The organism is Arthrobacter sp. C152 (assembly GCF_054890965.1).
On record NZ_JBTZSU010000014.1, the window covers coordinates 64,433 to 79,471 of the forward strand.

Consider the following 15,039-nt stretch of genomic DNA (forward strand, 5'->3'; position numbering starts at 1 on the left):
AGGCTTGCAGGCATGAATCAGTCCCCCTCATTAATTCCCGCCCTGGACGCCGCCCGCCTGTACCTCTGCACGGACGCGCGCCGGGACCGCGGCGACTTCGCGGAATTCGTCGATGCCGCCTTCGCGGGCGGCGTTGACATCATCCAGCTGCGCGACAAGGGCATCGAGGCGGCGGAGGAACTGGACCTCCTGGCGGTGCTGAAGGAGGCAGCGGTGCGCCATGGCCGGCTGTGGGCCGTCAACGACCGGGCGGACATCGCGGTCTTGTCCGGGGCTCCGGTGTTCCACATCGGCCAAAAGGACCTGCCGCTGGCGGCGGCGCGCACCCTGGTCAACGGCAATGCGGCCATCGGCCTCTCCAGCCACACCCCCGCCCAGGTGGACGCCGCGCTCGACGCCGCAGCGGGTCCCTCCGGCCTGGATTACTTCTGCGTAGGCCCCGTCTGGGCCACGCCCACCAAACCCGGCAGGACCGCCGTCGGCCCTGAACTCGTGAAGTACGCGGCCGAAGCATCCCGGCAGGCCGGGGACGCCGTGCCCTGGTTTGCCATCGGCGGCGTCGACCACGGCAACGTGCACGAGGTGGCTGAAGCGGGTGCGCGCAGGATCGTGGTGGTGCGCGCCATCACGGAGGCCGCAGATCCCGCCGCGGCCGCCTCCTCCCTGCTCGACGCGTTGGACGCCGCCGGGTCCTGAGCCTGCGCTATCGGCGCACTTGGGGATACGCTGAGTTTTGTGTCACACCATCGGCTGGCCCCCAACGTCCACGACCACAAGAATGCCCTTGAGGCGGCGTTGGGTGCGCTGCGGACGGAACTGGAGCTGCCCGGCCCCTACCCCGCGGAAGCCGTAGAGGACGCCGAAGCGGCCGTCGCCTCGCTCGAGCTGCCGGCCTACGACCTGACCGGCGTAGGGTTCGTCACCATCGACCCCGCCTCCTCCACGGACTTGGACCAGGCGGTCTTCATCGAGCAGGAGGGCGCGGGCTACCGCGTGTTGTACGCGATAGCCGACGTGCCGGCCTTTGTGGCCCCGGGAGGTCCGCTGGATGCCGAGACGCGGCGCCGCGGCCAGACCTTCTACGCGCCGGACGGCCGCATCCCGCTCCATCCGGAGGTCATCAGTGAGGGCGCCGGCAGCCTGCTGCCGGGCCAGGACTGCTCTGCTTTCGTGTGGCATTTCGTGCTCGACGGCGACGCCGAAGTTTCCTCGGTCGGCGTCCGGCGTGCCCGGGTCCGCAGCCGTGACAAGCTCAGTTACAAGGGTGCCCAGGCGGCCCTGGACGCCGGCAGCGCCCACCCCGTGCTGGAGTTGCTCCGCGAGGTGGGCCTGAAGCGGGTGCAGCTGGAGCGGGCACGCAACGGCGCCAGCCTGAACATGCCGGAGCAGGAGATTGTCCAGCTGCCCGACGGCGGCTTCCGGATCGACGCCGTCCCGCAGCTTCCCATCGAGGACTGGAATGCGCAGATTTCGCTGATGACGGGCATGGCGGCCGCGCAGATGATGCTCGCCGGCAAGGTGGGCATCCTGCGCACCATGCCCGCGCCGGACGAACGCTCCCTGCGGCATTTCCGGCTGCAGACCGAGGTGCTGGGCAGGCCGTGGGACGGGGAAATGAGCTACGGCGAATATCTGCGGTCCCTGGACCCCAGGGACCCGCGCCAGCTGGCCATCATGCATTCGGCCGGCATGCTGTTCCGGGGCGCCTCCTACACGGCCTTTGACGGGGACGTGCCCGAAGACGCCGTCCAGTCAGCCATCGGTGCCGCGTACGCCCACACCACCGCTCCCCTGCGCCGCCTGGTGGACCGCTTCGTGCTGGTGATCTGCGAGGCGTTGAGTAACGGCGGGGACGTGCCCTCCTGGGCCCGCGAAGCCCTTCCGCTGCTGCCGGGGATCATGGCCGGGTCGGACCAGCTGGCGTCCCGGATGGAGCGCATGGCCCTGGACACGGTGGAGGCTGCGCTCCTGGTGAACCACATCGGGCAGGAGTTCGACGCGATCGTGATCTCCGGTTCCAAGCCGCAGAACGGAAACGGCAACGGCAAGAACGGGAACGGCAACTCGGGCATCATCCAGGTGGCCGAGCCCGCAGTGACCGCCCGTTGCGCGGGTGAACTCGAATCCGGCACCAAGGTCAGGGTCCGGCTGCTTGCCTCGGACATCGCTGCCCGGCAGGTCCATTTCGAACTCGTTCCCTAGGGTCTCAGCGCACGCCGTGGTGGTCGGTGCGGCGCATGCGCACCGCAACGACCACGCCGGAAGCGGCGGTGAGGACAGCGACGGCGGCGGTGGCGGCAGGGATGCCGAAGGCGTCCGCGATCACTCCCGACAGCAGGGCACCCACGGCGAATCCGGAGTCGCGCCACAGCCTGTAAATGCCCACGGACCGGGCCCGCCACTCGGGATGGGCCACATCCCCGATGGCGGCGAGCAGGGTGGGATAGACCATCGCGGTACCTGCGCCGAGCATGACGACGGCGGCGAGCCAGGTGCCAAAGTCCGTGCCCAGCGCCACCATGGCCAGGGCCGCGGCCTGGACCAGCATGCCCGCGGTAATCAGGGGTTTGCGCCCGTATTTGTCGGAGAGTGCGCCGGTGACCAGCTGCCCGGCGCCCCACACGGCCGGATACGCCGCTGCGAGGATGCCGATCTGGCCCAGGCCCAGGCCGGAGGCGGCGAACAGGACGGGGAAGAGGCCCCAGGCGAGCCCGTCATTGAGGTTGTTGACGAGTCCGGCCTGGCTGGCTGCGGAGAGGGAACGGTCTTTGAAGCTGGTGAGGGTGAACACCTGGCGCGTGGTGAGCCCGGCACCGGCGTTGCGGTGTGGGCCCGCGTGCCCTAAGGCTTCGGCCCGGGCATGGTGGTGGGTCTCCCGTACGGCCAGGACCGTCAGTCCCAGCCCGAGCGCAACGTACGCGGCGCCGAGCAGGAAGGGAGCGGGACGGAGCCCGTACGTGGAGGCGAGGTAACCGGTGGCCAGCGCCGTGCCCGCGACGCCCAGGTAGCCGGCTGCCTCGTTGAAGCCCATGGCGAGCCCGCGCTGCCTGGGCCCGACGAGGTCCATCTTCATGATGACGGCGGTGGACCAGGTGAGCCCCTGGCTGATGCCCAGGAGCACGTTGGCTGCGATGATCCAGCCCCAGGACGAGGCGGCGATCAGCATCAGCGGGACGGGGATCGCTGCAAGCCACCCGGCCACGAGGACCGGTTTGCGGCCGTACCGGTCGGACAGCGTGCCCGCAAAGTAATTTGTTCCGGCCTTTGCGAGGCCGAAGGCAAGGATGTAGGTCAGTGCGCCCGTATAGAGGTCAAGGTGGAACACTTCGGTGGCGAGCAGGGGCAGGACGGTCCGTTCCTGGCCGAGGGCGCCTCCGACGAGCGCGTTGACTGCCACCAGCAGCAGGAACTGGGCCAGGTTCTGCCGCAGGCCCAGGACCATTCCAGGGCCGTCAGGGCTGGAGTCGGGGGTTCTCCTACCGGTCATCCGTTGCTTTCCCTTCGTTGCGCCATCATAAAGGTGGCCCGGGCGCGGGGGGTACGCGCCCGGGCCGGAAGCCCGGGCAGGAGGGGGGTCCTGCCCGGGCGGTCTGGGAAAGTCAGGTCGCGGGCACGCTGTTCTGCCACGCCGTCCAGGCGGCGTAGCTGCCGTCAAGTTCGACGACGTCGTACCCGGCACGGCGCAGGGCGCTGGCGGCCACGGAGTTCCGCACGCCTGACTGGCAGTAGGACACGATGGTGCCGCCGGCAGGCAGCTCGTCCAGGTGCCACATGACGCGGCCGCCACTGAGCTGGTGTGATCCCGGAACGTGCCCGGCCCGGTGCTCGGTCTTGTTGCGGACGTCCAGGACCATGGCGGCGTCGAAGCCGTCGAGTTCCTCCGGTTGGATCAGCTTCGGAGTGACGGTGGGCAGTCCCTCGATGCTGGTGAGGTAGCCGGCCACGTTGTCGATGCCCACGCGGACCAGGTGGTCCCACATGTCCGTGGCCTGCTCCTGGTCCTGGGCCAGCAGAACCAGCGGGTTCTTGTCCGTCTCCGGGTTGACCACCCAGGCGCCGTAGCTGGCAACGGACTTGCCGGCCGGAACGTTCAGGGACCGGGGCACGGTGCCCTCGTGGACTTCGCTGTTGGAGCGGGTGTCGATGAAGGTCAGGGTGTCCGCTGCCAGGGCTTGTGCGACATCGGCGGTGTCCAGTTCCTTCAGCGCGGGGCGTTCGCCCATCACATCAGGGCCGACCCGGTTTTCGCGTTTCATGCGGCCGAAGTAGGCGTGCGCGTCAGGCTGCCCATCGAGGAGTTCGTTGATGAAGCCCTGCTCATCGTTGGCGGCGAGGTAGGGCCCCCACCAGGCGTAGAGGCGTTCGTAGCCCACCGTGGAGGACGGGATGGCGCCGAGGGCCTTGCCGCAGGCACTGCCGGCGCCGTGCGCGGGGTGGACCTGGACGTAGTCCGGCAGGGTAAGGAACTTGTCGCGGAGGCTGGCGAAGAGCTGCTTGGCGCCCTCGAACCGCGTGTCGATGCCGCCGGCGGCTTCGTCCAGCAGGTCGGGCCGGCCCAGGTCGCCTGAGAAGACGAAGTCACCGGAAAGCAGGTAGCCGGGCTGGTCGCTGAAGGCGCCGTCCGTCACCAGGAAGGACAGGTGCTCGGGGGTGTGCCCCGGAGTGTGGAGGGCCTTGAGGCTGATGTTGCCCAGTGTGATGGCGTCGCCGTCGTGGAGCCGTTCGCCCTCGAATTCGTACTGCCAGTCCGGGCCGCCCTCGCCGGAGACGTAGATTTTGGCGCCGGTGGCCGCGGCCAGTTCGCGGGTGCCGGAGAGGTAGTCGGCGTGGATGTGGGTCTCGGTGACGGCCACGATCTTCATGCCGTTCCTGGCAGCCAGGTCCTGGTACACGGAGATGTCGCGGCGGCCGTCCACCACAATGGCTTCGCCCTTTGCCTGGCAGCCGATCAGGTAGCTGGCCTGGGCGAGGTCTTCGTCGTAAATGCGCTCGATGAGCATGTGGTGCACTCCTTCGGTTGAAAGGGGATGGGAAGTTGTTCTGAATCCAGTATAGATACCCCCGGGGGTATTCTGCAACGACAGCTACGCCACCGTTTGGGCCTGCGTGTCAGGCGTGCTGACTTCCGGATTCGGCGTGGAGCTGGTCCGCGTCAAGGTTCTTGACGGCCTGGATCACTTCCTCGAGCCCGGTGGCATTCAGTGCGCCGGGCTGGGAGAAGACCAGGGTCTTGTTCCTGAATGCCATCAGCGTGGGAATGGCTGTGATGTTCGCAGCTGCGGCGAGTGCCTGCTCGGCCTCCGTGTCCACCTTCGCGAAGGTGATGTCCGGATGGCGTTCGGCCGCGGCGCCGAAGATTGGGGCGAACATGCGGCAGGGGCCGCACCAGGCTGCCCAGAAGTCGACGAAGACAATATCGTTCTCTTCCAGGGTCTGGGCGAAGGATTGCTGGGTGATGTCGATGGTTGCCATGGTCTGTCGGGTCCTTTCGGGCGAAGTTGGTTGGTTGCCCTGTGGCACGAGGGCGGGAGGGGCTTAGGTGGTGGGGAGTCCGGCGCGGGTCCAGGCGGTCATGCCGCCGGCCATGGTGTCCGCGTTGTAGCCAACACCGTTCAGGGCGTCGGCGACGGCGGCGCTGCGGTTGCCACTGCGGCAAACAGCGATCACGGGAACGGCCGGGTCCAGCTCGCCCAGGCGGGCCTGAAGCTGGCCCATGGGAATGTGCAGGGCGCCGGGGATCATGCCCTCCGCGACCTCGAAGTCCTCGCGGACGTCCAGGATGCGCGCAGCGTCGCGGCGCTGGTCGGTTTCGGCGATGGTGATTTCAGCCATGGTGTTTTCTCCTTCGAAGTGGTTGGCGGCTGGTGGTGATGGGTCTAGCGGACGGGTTCGCCGGCCTGGCGCCAGGCGGCCATGCCGCCCCGCACCGAGTAGGCGTCGTACCCTTTGGCGGCCAGCAGCCTGGCTGCCGAGGCGGAGCGGACGCCCGAGGCGCAGACGGCGATCACCGGGCGGCTCTTCTGGATGCCCGCAGTACTGGACTGCAGCCGGTCCAGCGGAACGTGCTTGGCCTGCGGCGCGCGGCCGGTCCGCCATTCCTGGGCGGACCTGACGTCGATCAGCGTGGCGCCGGAACCCAGGAGTTCCTTGGCCCGTGCCACGGAGATGGTCTTGTAAGGCTTGCTGAAGGCCGTCTTGAAGGCATCGAACAGTCCCATGAGGTTCTCCTGCTGGGTGGTCAGGCGGTGACCGTGCCGGCGGTGACCCACGCCGCGACGGCGAAGATGAGCACCGCGAACGAAATACGGATGTGCTTGTCGTGCAGCCGCCTGGCCAGCCGGGCGGCAGCGAGGGAACCCAGGATGGCCGGTACCGCGAACGCCAGGGTGGTGGCCCAGTCGATGGTGTAACCGGCGGCATGGGCGCTGAACCCGGCGGCGGAGTTGACCACGATGATCGCCAGGGACGTTCCCACGGCCTGCTTCATGCGCAGGCCCAGGAAGATGGTCAGTGCCGGGGTGATGAGGAAGCCGCCGCCGACGCCGAGCAGGCCGGTGAGAAACCCGACCAGCAGGCCCACCCCAGCCGCCTTTGGGGCGCAGGACCGGAAAGTCCGGTGGGGGCCCGTACTGCAGGACCCCTCGGTTTCCCGGGGCTTCATCAGCATCCGGATACCGGCCGCCACCATGATTACGGCGAATGCCAGCATCAGGATATTGGGGTCCAGCAGCCGGCCGACGGCGGCGCCGGCCCAGGCGGCCGGGATGCCGGCGCCACCCACGAGTGCGATCACCGGCCAGTTAAGGCCCTCCCGGACCCGGGGCAGCAGCGCGGCAAGCGAGGATACGCCGACCACCAGCAGCGACGTGGGAATCGCCTGGGCCGGGCTCATGCCCACACCGTAGACGAGGGCAGGAACGGCGATGATCGACCCGCCGCCGCCGACAACGCCCAGGACGATCCCGACGACAAGCCCCAGGGCCAGGGCCGGGATCACGCGGCGGCGTCCTCGCCTGCCGCCTGCACGGGAAGCTGCAGGATGGCACTTTCGCGGGTGGGTTCCTTCGCGGCCTTGTTCCACGGCATGGCGGACAGCGCCTTGCCCATGGCGCAGGTGTTGGTCGCGGCCGAGAACGTCAGCCCGGTACCGATGGCCCCGGCGAGCATGCGGACCTTGGGCGAGACGAACTTGCCCCCGGCCAGGCCCAGCATCACCAGGGAGCCGGCGGCCAGGCGGACCTGGCGCTCCAGGTCCCAGCGGTCCTTGCCCTTGACCACGTCGCCGCCGGCGGCCGCGAAGCCAGGGACCCCGCCGGTGAGCACGTAGGCAGTGTCCAGGCCAACGGTGGCCATCCGCTGGCGGGCCTGCTCGGCGCGGACGCCGGACTGGCAGACCAGGACGACACGTGAGCCCAGACGGGCGGCAAGCTCATCGGTGTGCTCGGCCAGCAGCGGCAGCGGCACGTTGTAGGAGCCGCGGATGTGCAGCGATTCAAATTCGGCGGCCGAACGGACGTCGATCACCACGAGGTCCCTGTGCTCCTTGATCCAGGACTGCAGGTTTTCGGGGGCGAGTGCGGTAACGGCGGTTGCCTTGGAGGGGTTGGTCATGTGCGGCCTCTCGGAGCGGTCGGGTGGATACCCCACCGAGTATTACCGATACCCCCCGGGGTAGTCAAAACACCCATGGGGGTATATAGTTGGACGCAGAACCGCCGTCGATGGAGTACTGCACCATGGAATTGAACCCAACCGAACTCACGCCCGTGATCAACCGCCTCAAGCGCGCCCAGGGCCAGCTCGCCGCCGTCACCCGGATGCTCGAGGAAGGCAGGGACTGCAAGGACGTCGTCACCCAGCTGGCGGCCGTTTCCAAGGCCCTTGACCGGGCCGGTTTCGCCATCATTGCCACCGGCCTGGAGCAGTGCATCGTCCAGAAGGACGAAACCATGGACCGGAAGGACCTGGAAAAGCTCTTCCTCTCCCTCGCCTGAACAGCACACAGCCGGCGGCCACCGGACCGGAATCCCCACCTAGGAGCCTGGCATGGGTTACACGAACAGCGTCACCGTCCCGCTCGCCTGGGATGAGGCCGTGCAACGCACCCGCGACGCCCTGGCGGCGCAAGGGTTCGGCATCCTGACGGAAATCGATGTCCGCAGCACCTTCGCAGCCAAGCTTGGCGCCGAAGCCGCGGACGCCGTCGGGGACTACGTCATCCTCGGCGCCTGCAACCCGGCACTCGCCAGCCGCGTCCTGGCGGCGGAGCCGGAAATGGGCGCGCTGCTGCCCTGCAACGTGGTGGTTCGAAGGGCCCGGGGCGCGGACGGAACAACCATCGAGGCCATCGATCCACAGGCCATGGTCCAGCTCAGCAGCGCCCCGTCCGTCAAGGAAGTGGCCGACGACGCCGGCGCCCGCCTGGGCAGGGCACTGGCCAGCATCGCGGCGTAGGCCGGGCACTGGTTGGAGCCCGGCCGGCGGCGTGGCGGGCAACCCGCTGCGCCCGCGGAGCGGCCGAAACCGTGTTTCAGGCACCTTGCGGCTAGACTGGGGACGTAGAAACGGATGCCCGGTCGTTGATTTCCATGTTTTGAAACCAACAAGCCCGCCCCTACGCGATCTTGAGATTCACCCGCTGGTCACCAGTGCCAGCATTTAGATAGCCCGCGATCGGCTTCCACTGGAATTGCGTGCGCGCCCGAGCGTGCTCCGGAACGGCCAGCCCCGGCCGGCCCGTCGAGCAGGCAGCGCCATTGCCCAAATGAATAAGGAAACTCCCTGTGAGTGAATTGCATACCCACCAGCTTCTGACCGACGCGTCCGGCACGGAGACCATCGAGCCGGAAGAGACCATCATCTCGGACGAGACCCCGCATGAGATCGCGGAGAAGTCCTTCGCCGACTACAACGTCCGGGCAGACATCGTCGAGTCCCTGGCCGACGCCGGCATCACGCATCCCTTCCCTATCCAGGCGATGACCCTTCCCGTGGCGCTCTCCGGGCACGACATCATCGGCCAGGCAAAGACCGGCACCGGCAAGACCCTCGGCTTTGGCATCCCGGCGCTGCAGCGCGTCATCGGCCAGGATGACCCCGGCTACGCGAAACTGGCTGTTCCCGGCGCCCCGCAGGCGCTGGTCGTGGTGCCCACCCGTGAGCTGGCCGTACAGGTGGCGAACGACCTGCAGACGGCATCGCGCAAGCGCAACGCGAGGATCGCCACCATCTACGGCGGACGCGCCTACGAGCCCCAGGTGGAGGCCCTGAAGCAGGGCGTCGAAGTGGTGGTGGGAACCCCCGGCCGCCTCATCGACCTGTACAAGCAGAAGCACCTGAGCCTCAAGAACGTCAAGATCGTCGTGCTGGACGAAGCCGACGAAATGCTGGACCTCGGCTTCCTGCCCGACGTGGAGACCCTCATCGCGGCGACCCCCGCCGTCCGCCAGACCCTCCTGTTCTCCGCCACCATGCCCGGCCCGGTCATCGCCATGGCGCGGCGCTACATGACCCAGCCGACGCACATCCGCGCCGCTGATCCCGAGGACGAGGGCCTGACCAAACGGGACATCCGCCAGCTGATCTACCGTGCGCACAGCATGGACAAGACCGAGGTGGTGGCCCGCATCCTGCAGGCACGTGGCCGCGGCCGCACCATCATCTTCACCAAGACCAAGCGCACCGCCGCGAAGGTGGCCGAGGAACTGGTCGACCGCGGATTCGCCGCCGCCGCCATCCACGGCGACCTGGGCCAGGGTGCCCGCGAACAGGCCCTGCGGGCATTCCGCAACAACAAGGTGGACGTCCTGGTGGCCACCGATGTCGCGGCGCGCGGCATCGACGTCGAGGACGTCACCCACGTCATCAACTACCAGTGCGTTGAGGACGAAAAGATCTACCTGCACCGCGTGGGCCGCACCGGCCGCGCCGGCAACAAGGGCACCGCCGTCACGTTCGTGGACTGGGACGATGTTCCCCGCTGGGCCCTGATCAACAAGGCACTGGGCCTCAACGTGCCCGAACCGGTGGAAACCTACTCTTCCTCGCCGCACCTCTACACGGACCTCGACATCCCCGAGGGGACCAAGGGCCGGTTGCCGCGCGACAAGCGGACGCTCGCCGGTGTCGACGCCGAAGTCCTCGAGGACCTGGGCGAGACCGGCAAGAAGAACAGCCGCGGCAGCAGGGACGGCCGTGGCCGCACCGGCGGTGGCGGCAGCCGCGAAGGCGGCCGCAGCAGTGACTCGGCCCCCCGCTCGGGCCAGCGCCGCCGTCGTTCTTCCGACTCCGCCGCCGCAGCCCCTGCCGGCGAGGCCGCCGCCCCCGCTGCCGAGGGCGAAAAGCCCTCACGCGCCCGGCGCACCCGCACCCGCACGCGCCGCCGCAACGGTGAAGTGGTTGCCGGCGCTGACAAGGGCACGCAGCCTGGCACCTCCGAGGGCTAACTGCCCCCATGACTGACACTGTTTGGGCGCCGGACGGCGGCAGCCTGGTGGTGCACGCGGACAACGCGGCGTACCTCCCGACGCTGCCGGACGGCGCCTTCACACTGATTTACGTGGATCCGCCCTTCAACACGGGCAGGCCGCAGCAGCGCCAGGAAACCAGGATGGTGGCCAACGCGGACGGCACCGGGGACCGCGTGGGCTTCAAGGGCCGCTCCTACGACACCGTCAAAGGAGCCCTGCACCGCTACGATGACGCGTTCAGCGACTACTGGTCCTTCCTGGAACCACGGCTGGTGGAGGCATGGCGCCTCCTCGCCGACGACGGCACCCTGTACCTGCACCTCGATTACCGCGAGGTGCATTACGCCAAGGTGATGCTGGACGCCATCTTCGGCCGGGAATGCTTCCTGAACGAGATTATCTGGGCCTACGACTACGGCGCGCGCGCCAAGAACCGGTGGCCCACGAAGCACGACAACATCCTGGTGTACGTGAAGAATCCGGCGAAGTACCATTTCGACAGCGCCGAAGTGGACCGGGAACCGTACATGGCCCCCGGCCTGGTCACGCCCGCCAAGCGGGAGCTGGGCAAGCTGCCTACGGACGTCTGGTGGCACACGATCGTCTCCCCCACCGGCAAGGAAAAAACGGGCTACCCCACCCAGAAGCCGGAAGGCCTGGTCCGCCGGGTGGTTGCGGCCTCGAGCCGGCCCGGGGACTGGTGCCTGGACTTCTTCGCCGGCTCCGGCACGCTGGGGGCGGTCGCCGCGAAGCTGGGCAGGAAATTTGTCTGCGTGGACCAGAACCAGCCGGCCATCGACATCATGGCCAGGCGCCTGGGTGCGCACGCGACAGTCACGTCGTTCCCGGCCGCCTGACCGGCAGGAAGGTCAGGGGCGCACCACGGCTGATCCGGTGCCCAGTTCCTCGATCCGTGCCAGCACCTCGGGGGACGTGAGGTTTTCGCCGAGCAGGTTGGGCTTGCCGGTCCCGTGGTAGTCGGAGGAACCGGTCACCAGCAGGTCGTGCCGGGCAGCGAGCCGGCGCAGGAACGCGCGCCCCTCTTCCGGGTTGTCGCGGTGGTCGATCTCCAGGCCCGCCAGTCCGGCGTCGATCATCTCCCGGTAGGTGCGCTCCCCCACGATCCTGCCCCGGGCCGACGCCACGGGGTGGGCGAACACCGGCACTCCGCCGGCCGCACGGACAAGTTCGACGGCGGTGGCGGGGTCGGGTGCGTAGTGCGGGATGAAGTACCGCGAGCGTGAGGTCAGGATTGAGGCGAAGGCTTCCGAGCGGTCCTCCACCACACCTGCCGCGACGAGGGCGTCGGCTATGTGCGGCCGGCCCAGGGTGGCGCCCGGCGCAACGTGGTGGATCACGTCGTCCCACGTCAGCGGGTAGTCCTCCGCCAGCAGCGTCACCATCCGCTCGGCGCGCGTGAGCCGGGAATCCTTGGCCTTGGTGATCTCTTCGAGGAGGCCGGGGTGCGTGGGGTCGTGCAGGTAGCTGAGCAGGTGGACACTGATGCCCTCCCCGGTCCGGCACGAGACCTCCATCCCGGGCACCAGGGCCACACCGCGTGCCACCGCGGCCTCCGCGGCCTCAGCCCAGCCCGCCGTCGAGTCATGGTCCGTCAGCGCCACCGCATCCAGCCCCGCGTGGGCAGCGGAGGCCATGACGCCGGCCGGTGTCTCTGTGCCGTCGGAGACGTTGGAGTGGGCATGCAGGTCAATCCTCACTTGTCCAGCCTAGTGGACCGGGAATCGTGGACGGCGCTGCGCTGTTCGCCTCGCCGCGGCGCTGGTGAGACGATGGTCCCGTGAACGATGCCGAAAACACCCACAATTCTGCTTCCCAGCCGCTGGAGGAGCGCGTCAACAACCGCTCGCAGCGGCCCAGCTCCGAGGCCTTCAAGGCCTTCATGGCCAGCAACTGGGCCCCGTCGAGCCAGGAGACCCCGGAGCGCGACGCCGTTGCCGCGTACGCCGCCAGGCGGCGCAAGGCCATCTCCGCGCAGTTCAAGGGCGAACGCCTGGTCATCCCTGCCGGGCCGCTCAAGGTCCGCTCTAACGACTGCGACTACCGGTTCCGCCCGCATTCCGGGTTTGCGCACCTGACCGGCCTGGGCCTGGACCACGAGCCTGACGCTGTCCTGATCCTGGAGCCGGTTGGGGAAGGAACGGGCGACGACGGCTCGAACCACCGTGCCACGCTCTACTTCCGGCCGCTGGCCGGCAGGGACACGGAACAGTTCTACGCCGACGCACGGTCAGGCGAATTCTGGATCGGCGCCCGGCCTACGCTGGCGGAATTCGAGGCCCGTCTTGGCCTGGCAACGGCCCACATCGACCTGCTGGAAACGGCCATCACCAAGGACGTGGGTGCCCCGGAAATCGGCGGCATCTCGATCCGCCTGGTCCGCAAGGTGGACGAGAACATTGACGCCTTGGTGGACACCGCACGCTATAACACCGCCAGGGACCCGGAAAACCTGGACCTCGGCATCCTGGACGCGCTCGATGAGAAGCTCAGCGAAGCGCTCTCCGAGCTGCGCCTGCTCAAGGACGAGTGGGAAATCGAGCAGATGAAGCTCGCCGTGGCAGCCACCGTCGAGGGTTTCGAGGAAGTGGTCAAGGCCCTGCCGCGGGCCCTCACCCACGCCCGCGGCGAGCGGGTGGTGGAGGGCGCCTTCTTCGCCCGCGCCCGCGAGGTGGGCAACGAACTGGGGTACGACACCATCGCCGCCTCGGGCAACAACGCCACGGTGCTGCACTGGACCCGCAACACGGGCCGGATCCACTCCGGCGAACTGCTGCTGCTGGATGCCGGTGTGGAGGTGGACTCCCTCTACACCGCCGACGTCACCCGTACCCTGCCGGCCGGCGGCACGTTCAGCGATGTGCAGCGCAAGGTCTACGAGGCCGTCCTGGACGCGGCCGATGCCGGCTTTGCCGCCGCCCAGCCCGGCACCAAGTTCCGCGACATCCACACGGCAGCGACGACCGTGCTGGCCGAGCGCCTTGCCGAGTGGGGCCTGCTGCCGGTCAGCGTGGAGGAAGCCATCAGCACCGAGGGCCAGCAGCACCGGCGCTGGATGCCGCACGGCACCAGCCACCACCTGGGGCTGGACGTCCATGACTGCGCCCAGGCAAAGCGGGAGCTCTACCTCGACGGCGTCCTCACCGAGGGCATGGTGTTCACCATCGAACCTGGGCTGTACTTCAAGAAGGAGGACCTCGCGATCCCGGAGGAGTTCCGCGGCATCGGCGTCCGCATCGAGGACGATGTGCTCATGACGGCCGACGGGCCGGTCAACCTCAGCGCCGCGCTTCCGCGTAAGGCGTCCGAGGTTGAGGACTGGATGGCCGGAATCTACCGGACCGAAGAGGCCTGAGGCCCAACGGCAAAAGCGGGGCCGCCGGACAGTGACATGGTCATTGTTCCGGCGGCCCCGCTGTGCGTCTGCCCCTGGTCAGCTCCCGTTTCCGGGACGTCCTACTGCCGGGGTTCGCCCCGGTGCCGGTCGTCCCCGCCGCCGAACTGCCCACCATTGTCGCCGGATGCGGCCTCGTGCGAAGCTGCATCGTGCGGCGCGGACCCGTGGCCGGCGTCCTGGCTGGGGGTTGCTGCCGCGTCCTGGCCCGGCTGCTGTGCGCCGGCGGCAGGCCCCTGCGGCAGGCGGACACCGTACTGCGGCCGGCCATCGGGCAGGTCCGGGTACCGGACTGAGCGGACCGGGTGGGACGGCTGCTGGTGCTGGCCGCCGTCGTGCTGGCCGTACTGCTGGTCACCATAGTGCTGGGAACCCTGCTGCGGGGCACCCTGCTCCTGGGCCCCATGCTGTTGGTCCGGGTAGCCGCCGTCCTGTGCCTGGGGCCCGGCGGAGCGCTGGCCGTAGGGGTCGTTCCAGCCGGCGGGCCGGGCAGGACCCTGGCCCTGCTGCTGGTGGTGCTGGTTCTGGTACGGCTGGTTGTAATAGTCGTGCTGGGTGTACGGGCCGTGGCCGGCGGCGGCGTCGGACCGGGTCATGGGCAGCTGCTGCAGGAGGCGGCGGGCCTCGTGGGCTGCCTCGGGTGCGACGATGACGTCATAGTTGGTGGCGACCACCTGGCTGGTGGACGTAAAGTCGCGCTTGCCCCGCTGCATCGCGTAGGTGACGATGCCGAACAGCATGAAGAAGGCCGCACCCATGAGCACCGAGGTAAGGATGGAGAAGTACCCCGGCGACGGCGCGAAGAAGGACAGCATGACGCCTACGAAGAGGCCGAACCACATGCCGCTCAATGCCCCCGAAAGGGCCACCCGGGGGTAGCTCAGCCGCCCGGTGACCCGCTCCACCATCTTCAATTCATTGCCCACGATCGAGACCATCTGGACGGGGAACTGCTGGTCCGCCAGGTAGTCGACGGCCTTCTGGGCGTCGAGGTAGGAGTTGTAGGAGCCAACGGTGTCACCGGTGGGGACCGCCCGGGCGTCGTCGGGCCCGTTCGGGGCGCCGGCCTTGGGTGCACCAAATATGTTCGACATAAACCCATTCTTGCCCATCAACGTGGGTGCTGCCTGTAAATTCAGCTAAAAGTGAGCAGACTCG

16 protein-coding genes are annotated in these 15,039 nt (G+C 68.5%); 7 read left to right on the top strand and 9 right to left on the bottom strand.

The genetic code is table 11. The features are described 5' to 3' along the window. The first annotated feature begins 12 nt into the window (after positions 1-12). Together thiE and ACYSM9_RS11865 are read left to right on the top strand one after the other, a co-directional pair. Positions 13-696, top strand: a complete 684-nt coding sequence (thiE, locus tag ACYSM9_RS11860; RefSeq protein ID WP_461857161.1) for a thiamine phosphate synthase — start codon at positions 13-15, stop codon at positions 694-696. Positions 697-735: 39 nt separating this feature from the next. Next, on the top strand, positions 736-2,202 hold the full coding sequence (locus ACYSM9_RS11865; protein WP_461857162.1) for an RNB domain-containing ribonuclease: 1,467 nt from the start codon (positions 736-738) through the stop codon (positions 2,200-2,202). Positions 2,203-2,206: 4 nt separating this feature from the next. Here the strand turns inward: ACYSM9_RS11865 and ACYSM9_RS11870 are convergent, their stop codons facing one another. The 7 genes from ACYSM9_RS11870 to ACYSM9_RS11900 form a co-directional block, all read right to left on the bottom strand. Then, positions 2,207-3,487 carry an MFS transporter gene (locus tag ACYSM9_RS11870; protein ID WP_461857163.1) on the bottom strand — a complete coding sequence of 427 codons (1,281 nt, stop codon included), beginning with the start codon at positions 3,485-3,487 and terminating at the stop codon, positions 2,207-2,209. Between the two features lie 112 nt (positions 3,488-3,599). Then, positions 3,600-5,000 (bottom strand): MBL fold metallo-hydrolase, encoded by a 1,401-nt coding sequence (locus ACYSM9_RS11875; protein WP_461857164.1) that lies wholly within the window; start codon positions 4,998-5,000, stop codon positions 3,600-3,602. Between the two features lie 109 nt (positions 5,001-5,109). Continuing rightward, on the bottom strand, positions 5,110-5,472 hold the full coding sequence (trxA, locus tag ACYSM9_RS11880; protein WP_461857165.1) for a thioredoxin: 363 nt from the start codon (positions 5,470-5,472) through the stop codon (positions 5,110-5,112). A gap of 63 nt (positions 5,473-5,535) precedes the next feature. After that, the gene (locus tag ACYSM9_RS11885) at positions 5,536-5,832 is read right to left on the bottom strand and encodes a rhodanese-like domain-containing protein (protein WP_461857166.1); all 297 of its coding nucleotides are present in this window, start codon (positions 5,830-5,832) and stop codon (positions 5,536-5,538) included. Between the two features lie 44 nt (positions 5,833-5,876). Next, on the bottom strand, positions 5,877-6,218 hold the full coding sequence (locus ACYSM9_RS11890) for a rhodanese-like domain-containing protein (RefSeq protein WP_461857167.1): 342 nt from the start codon (positions 6,216-6,218) through the stop codon (positions 5,877-5,879). 20 nt (positions 6,219-6,238) lie between these two features. Beyond that, entirely contained in the window at positions 6,239-6,997 is a 759-nt protein-coding gene (locus tag ACYSM9_RS11895) for a sulfite exporter TauE/SafE family protein (protein WP_461857168.1), read from the bottom strand. Continuing rightward, the gene (locus ACYSM9_RS11900; protein WP_461857169.1) at positions 6,994-7,611 is read right to left on the bottom strand and encodes a rhodanese-like domain-containing protein; all 618 of its coding nucleotides are present in this window, start codon (positions 7,609-7,611) and stop codon (positions 6,994-6,996) included. Before ACYSM9_RS11900 ends, ACYSM9_RS11895 begins: the two co-directional genes overlap by 4 nt. Before the next feature lie 125 nt (positions 7,612-7,736). Here ACYSM9_RS11900 and ACYSM9_RS11905 point away from each other — a divergent pair, with 125 nt between their 5' ends. From ACYSM9_RS11905 to ACYSM9_RS11920, 4 genes are all read left to right on the top strand, one after another. Beyond that, positions 7,737-7,994, top strand: a complete 258-nt coding sequence (locus tag ACYSM9_RS11905) for a metal-sensitive transcriptional regulator (protein WP_043452296.1) — start codon at positions 7,737-7,739, stop codon at positions 7,992-7,994. 52 nt (positions 7,995-8,046) lie between these two features. Next, positions 8,047-8,454, top strand: a complete 408-nt coding sequence (locus tag ACYSM9_RS11910) for a DUF302 domain-containing protein (protein WP_461857170.1) — start codon at positions 8,047-8,049, stop codon at positions 8,452-8,454. A gap of 329 nt (positions 8,455-8,783) precedes the next feature. Next, positions 8,784-10,445 (top strand): DEAD/DEAH box helicase, encoded by a 1,662-nt coding sequence (locus ACYSM9_RS11915; RefSeq protein ID WP_461857171.1) that lies wholly within the window; start codon positions 8,784-8,786, stop codon positions 10,443-10,445. A gap of 8 nt (positions 10,446-10,453) precedes the next feature. After that, positions 10,454-11,326, top strand: coding sequence for a DNA-methyltransferase (locus tag ACYSM9_RS11920; RefSeq protein WP_461857172.1), 873 nt, complete (start codon positions 10,454-10,456; stop codon positions 11,324-11,326). Positions 11,327-11,338: 12 nt separating this feature from the next. Here the strand turns inward: ACYSM9_RS11920 and ACYSM9_RS11925 are convergent, their stop codons facing one another. Beyond that, entirely contained in the window at positions 11,339-12,187 is an 849-nt protein-coding gene (locus tag ACYSM9_RS11925; RefSeq protein ID WP_461857173.1) for a PHP domain-containing protein, read from the bottom strand. An 80-nt stretch (positions 12,188-12,267) separates the two neighbouring features. Between ACYSM9_RS11925 and ACYSM9_RS11930 the strand changes: the two genes are divergently transcribed. Then, positions 12,268-13,842, top strand: coding sequence for an aminopeptidase P family protein (locus ACYSM9_RS11930; RefSeq protein ID WP_461857174.1), 1,575 nt, complete (start codon positions 12,268-12,270; stop codon positions 13,840-13,842). A 101-nt stretch (positions 13,843-13,943) separates the two neighbouring features. On the opposite strand, the gene ACYSM9_RS11935 is transcribed toward ACYSM9_RS11930, so the two are convergent. Further along, on the bottom strand, positions 13,944-14,975 hold the full coding sequence (locus tag ACYSM9_RS11935; RefSeq protein ID WP_461857175.1) for a YflT domain-containing protein: 1,032 nt from the start codon (positions 14,973-14,975) through the stop codon (positions 13,944-13,946). Between the last annotated feature and the right edge of the window lie 64 nt (positions 14,976-15,039).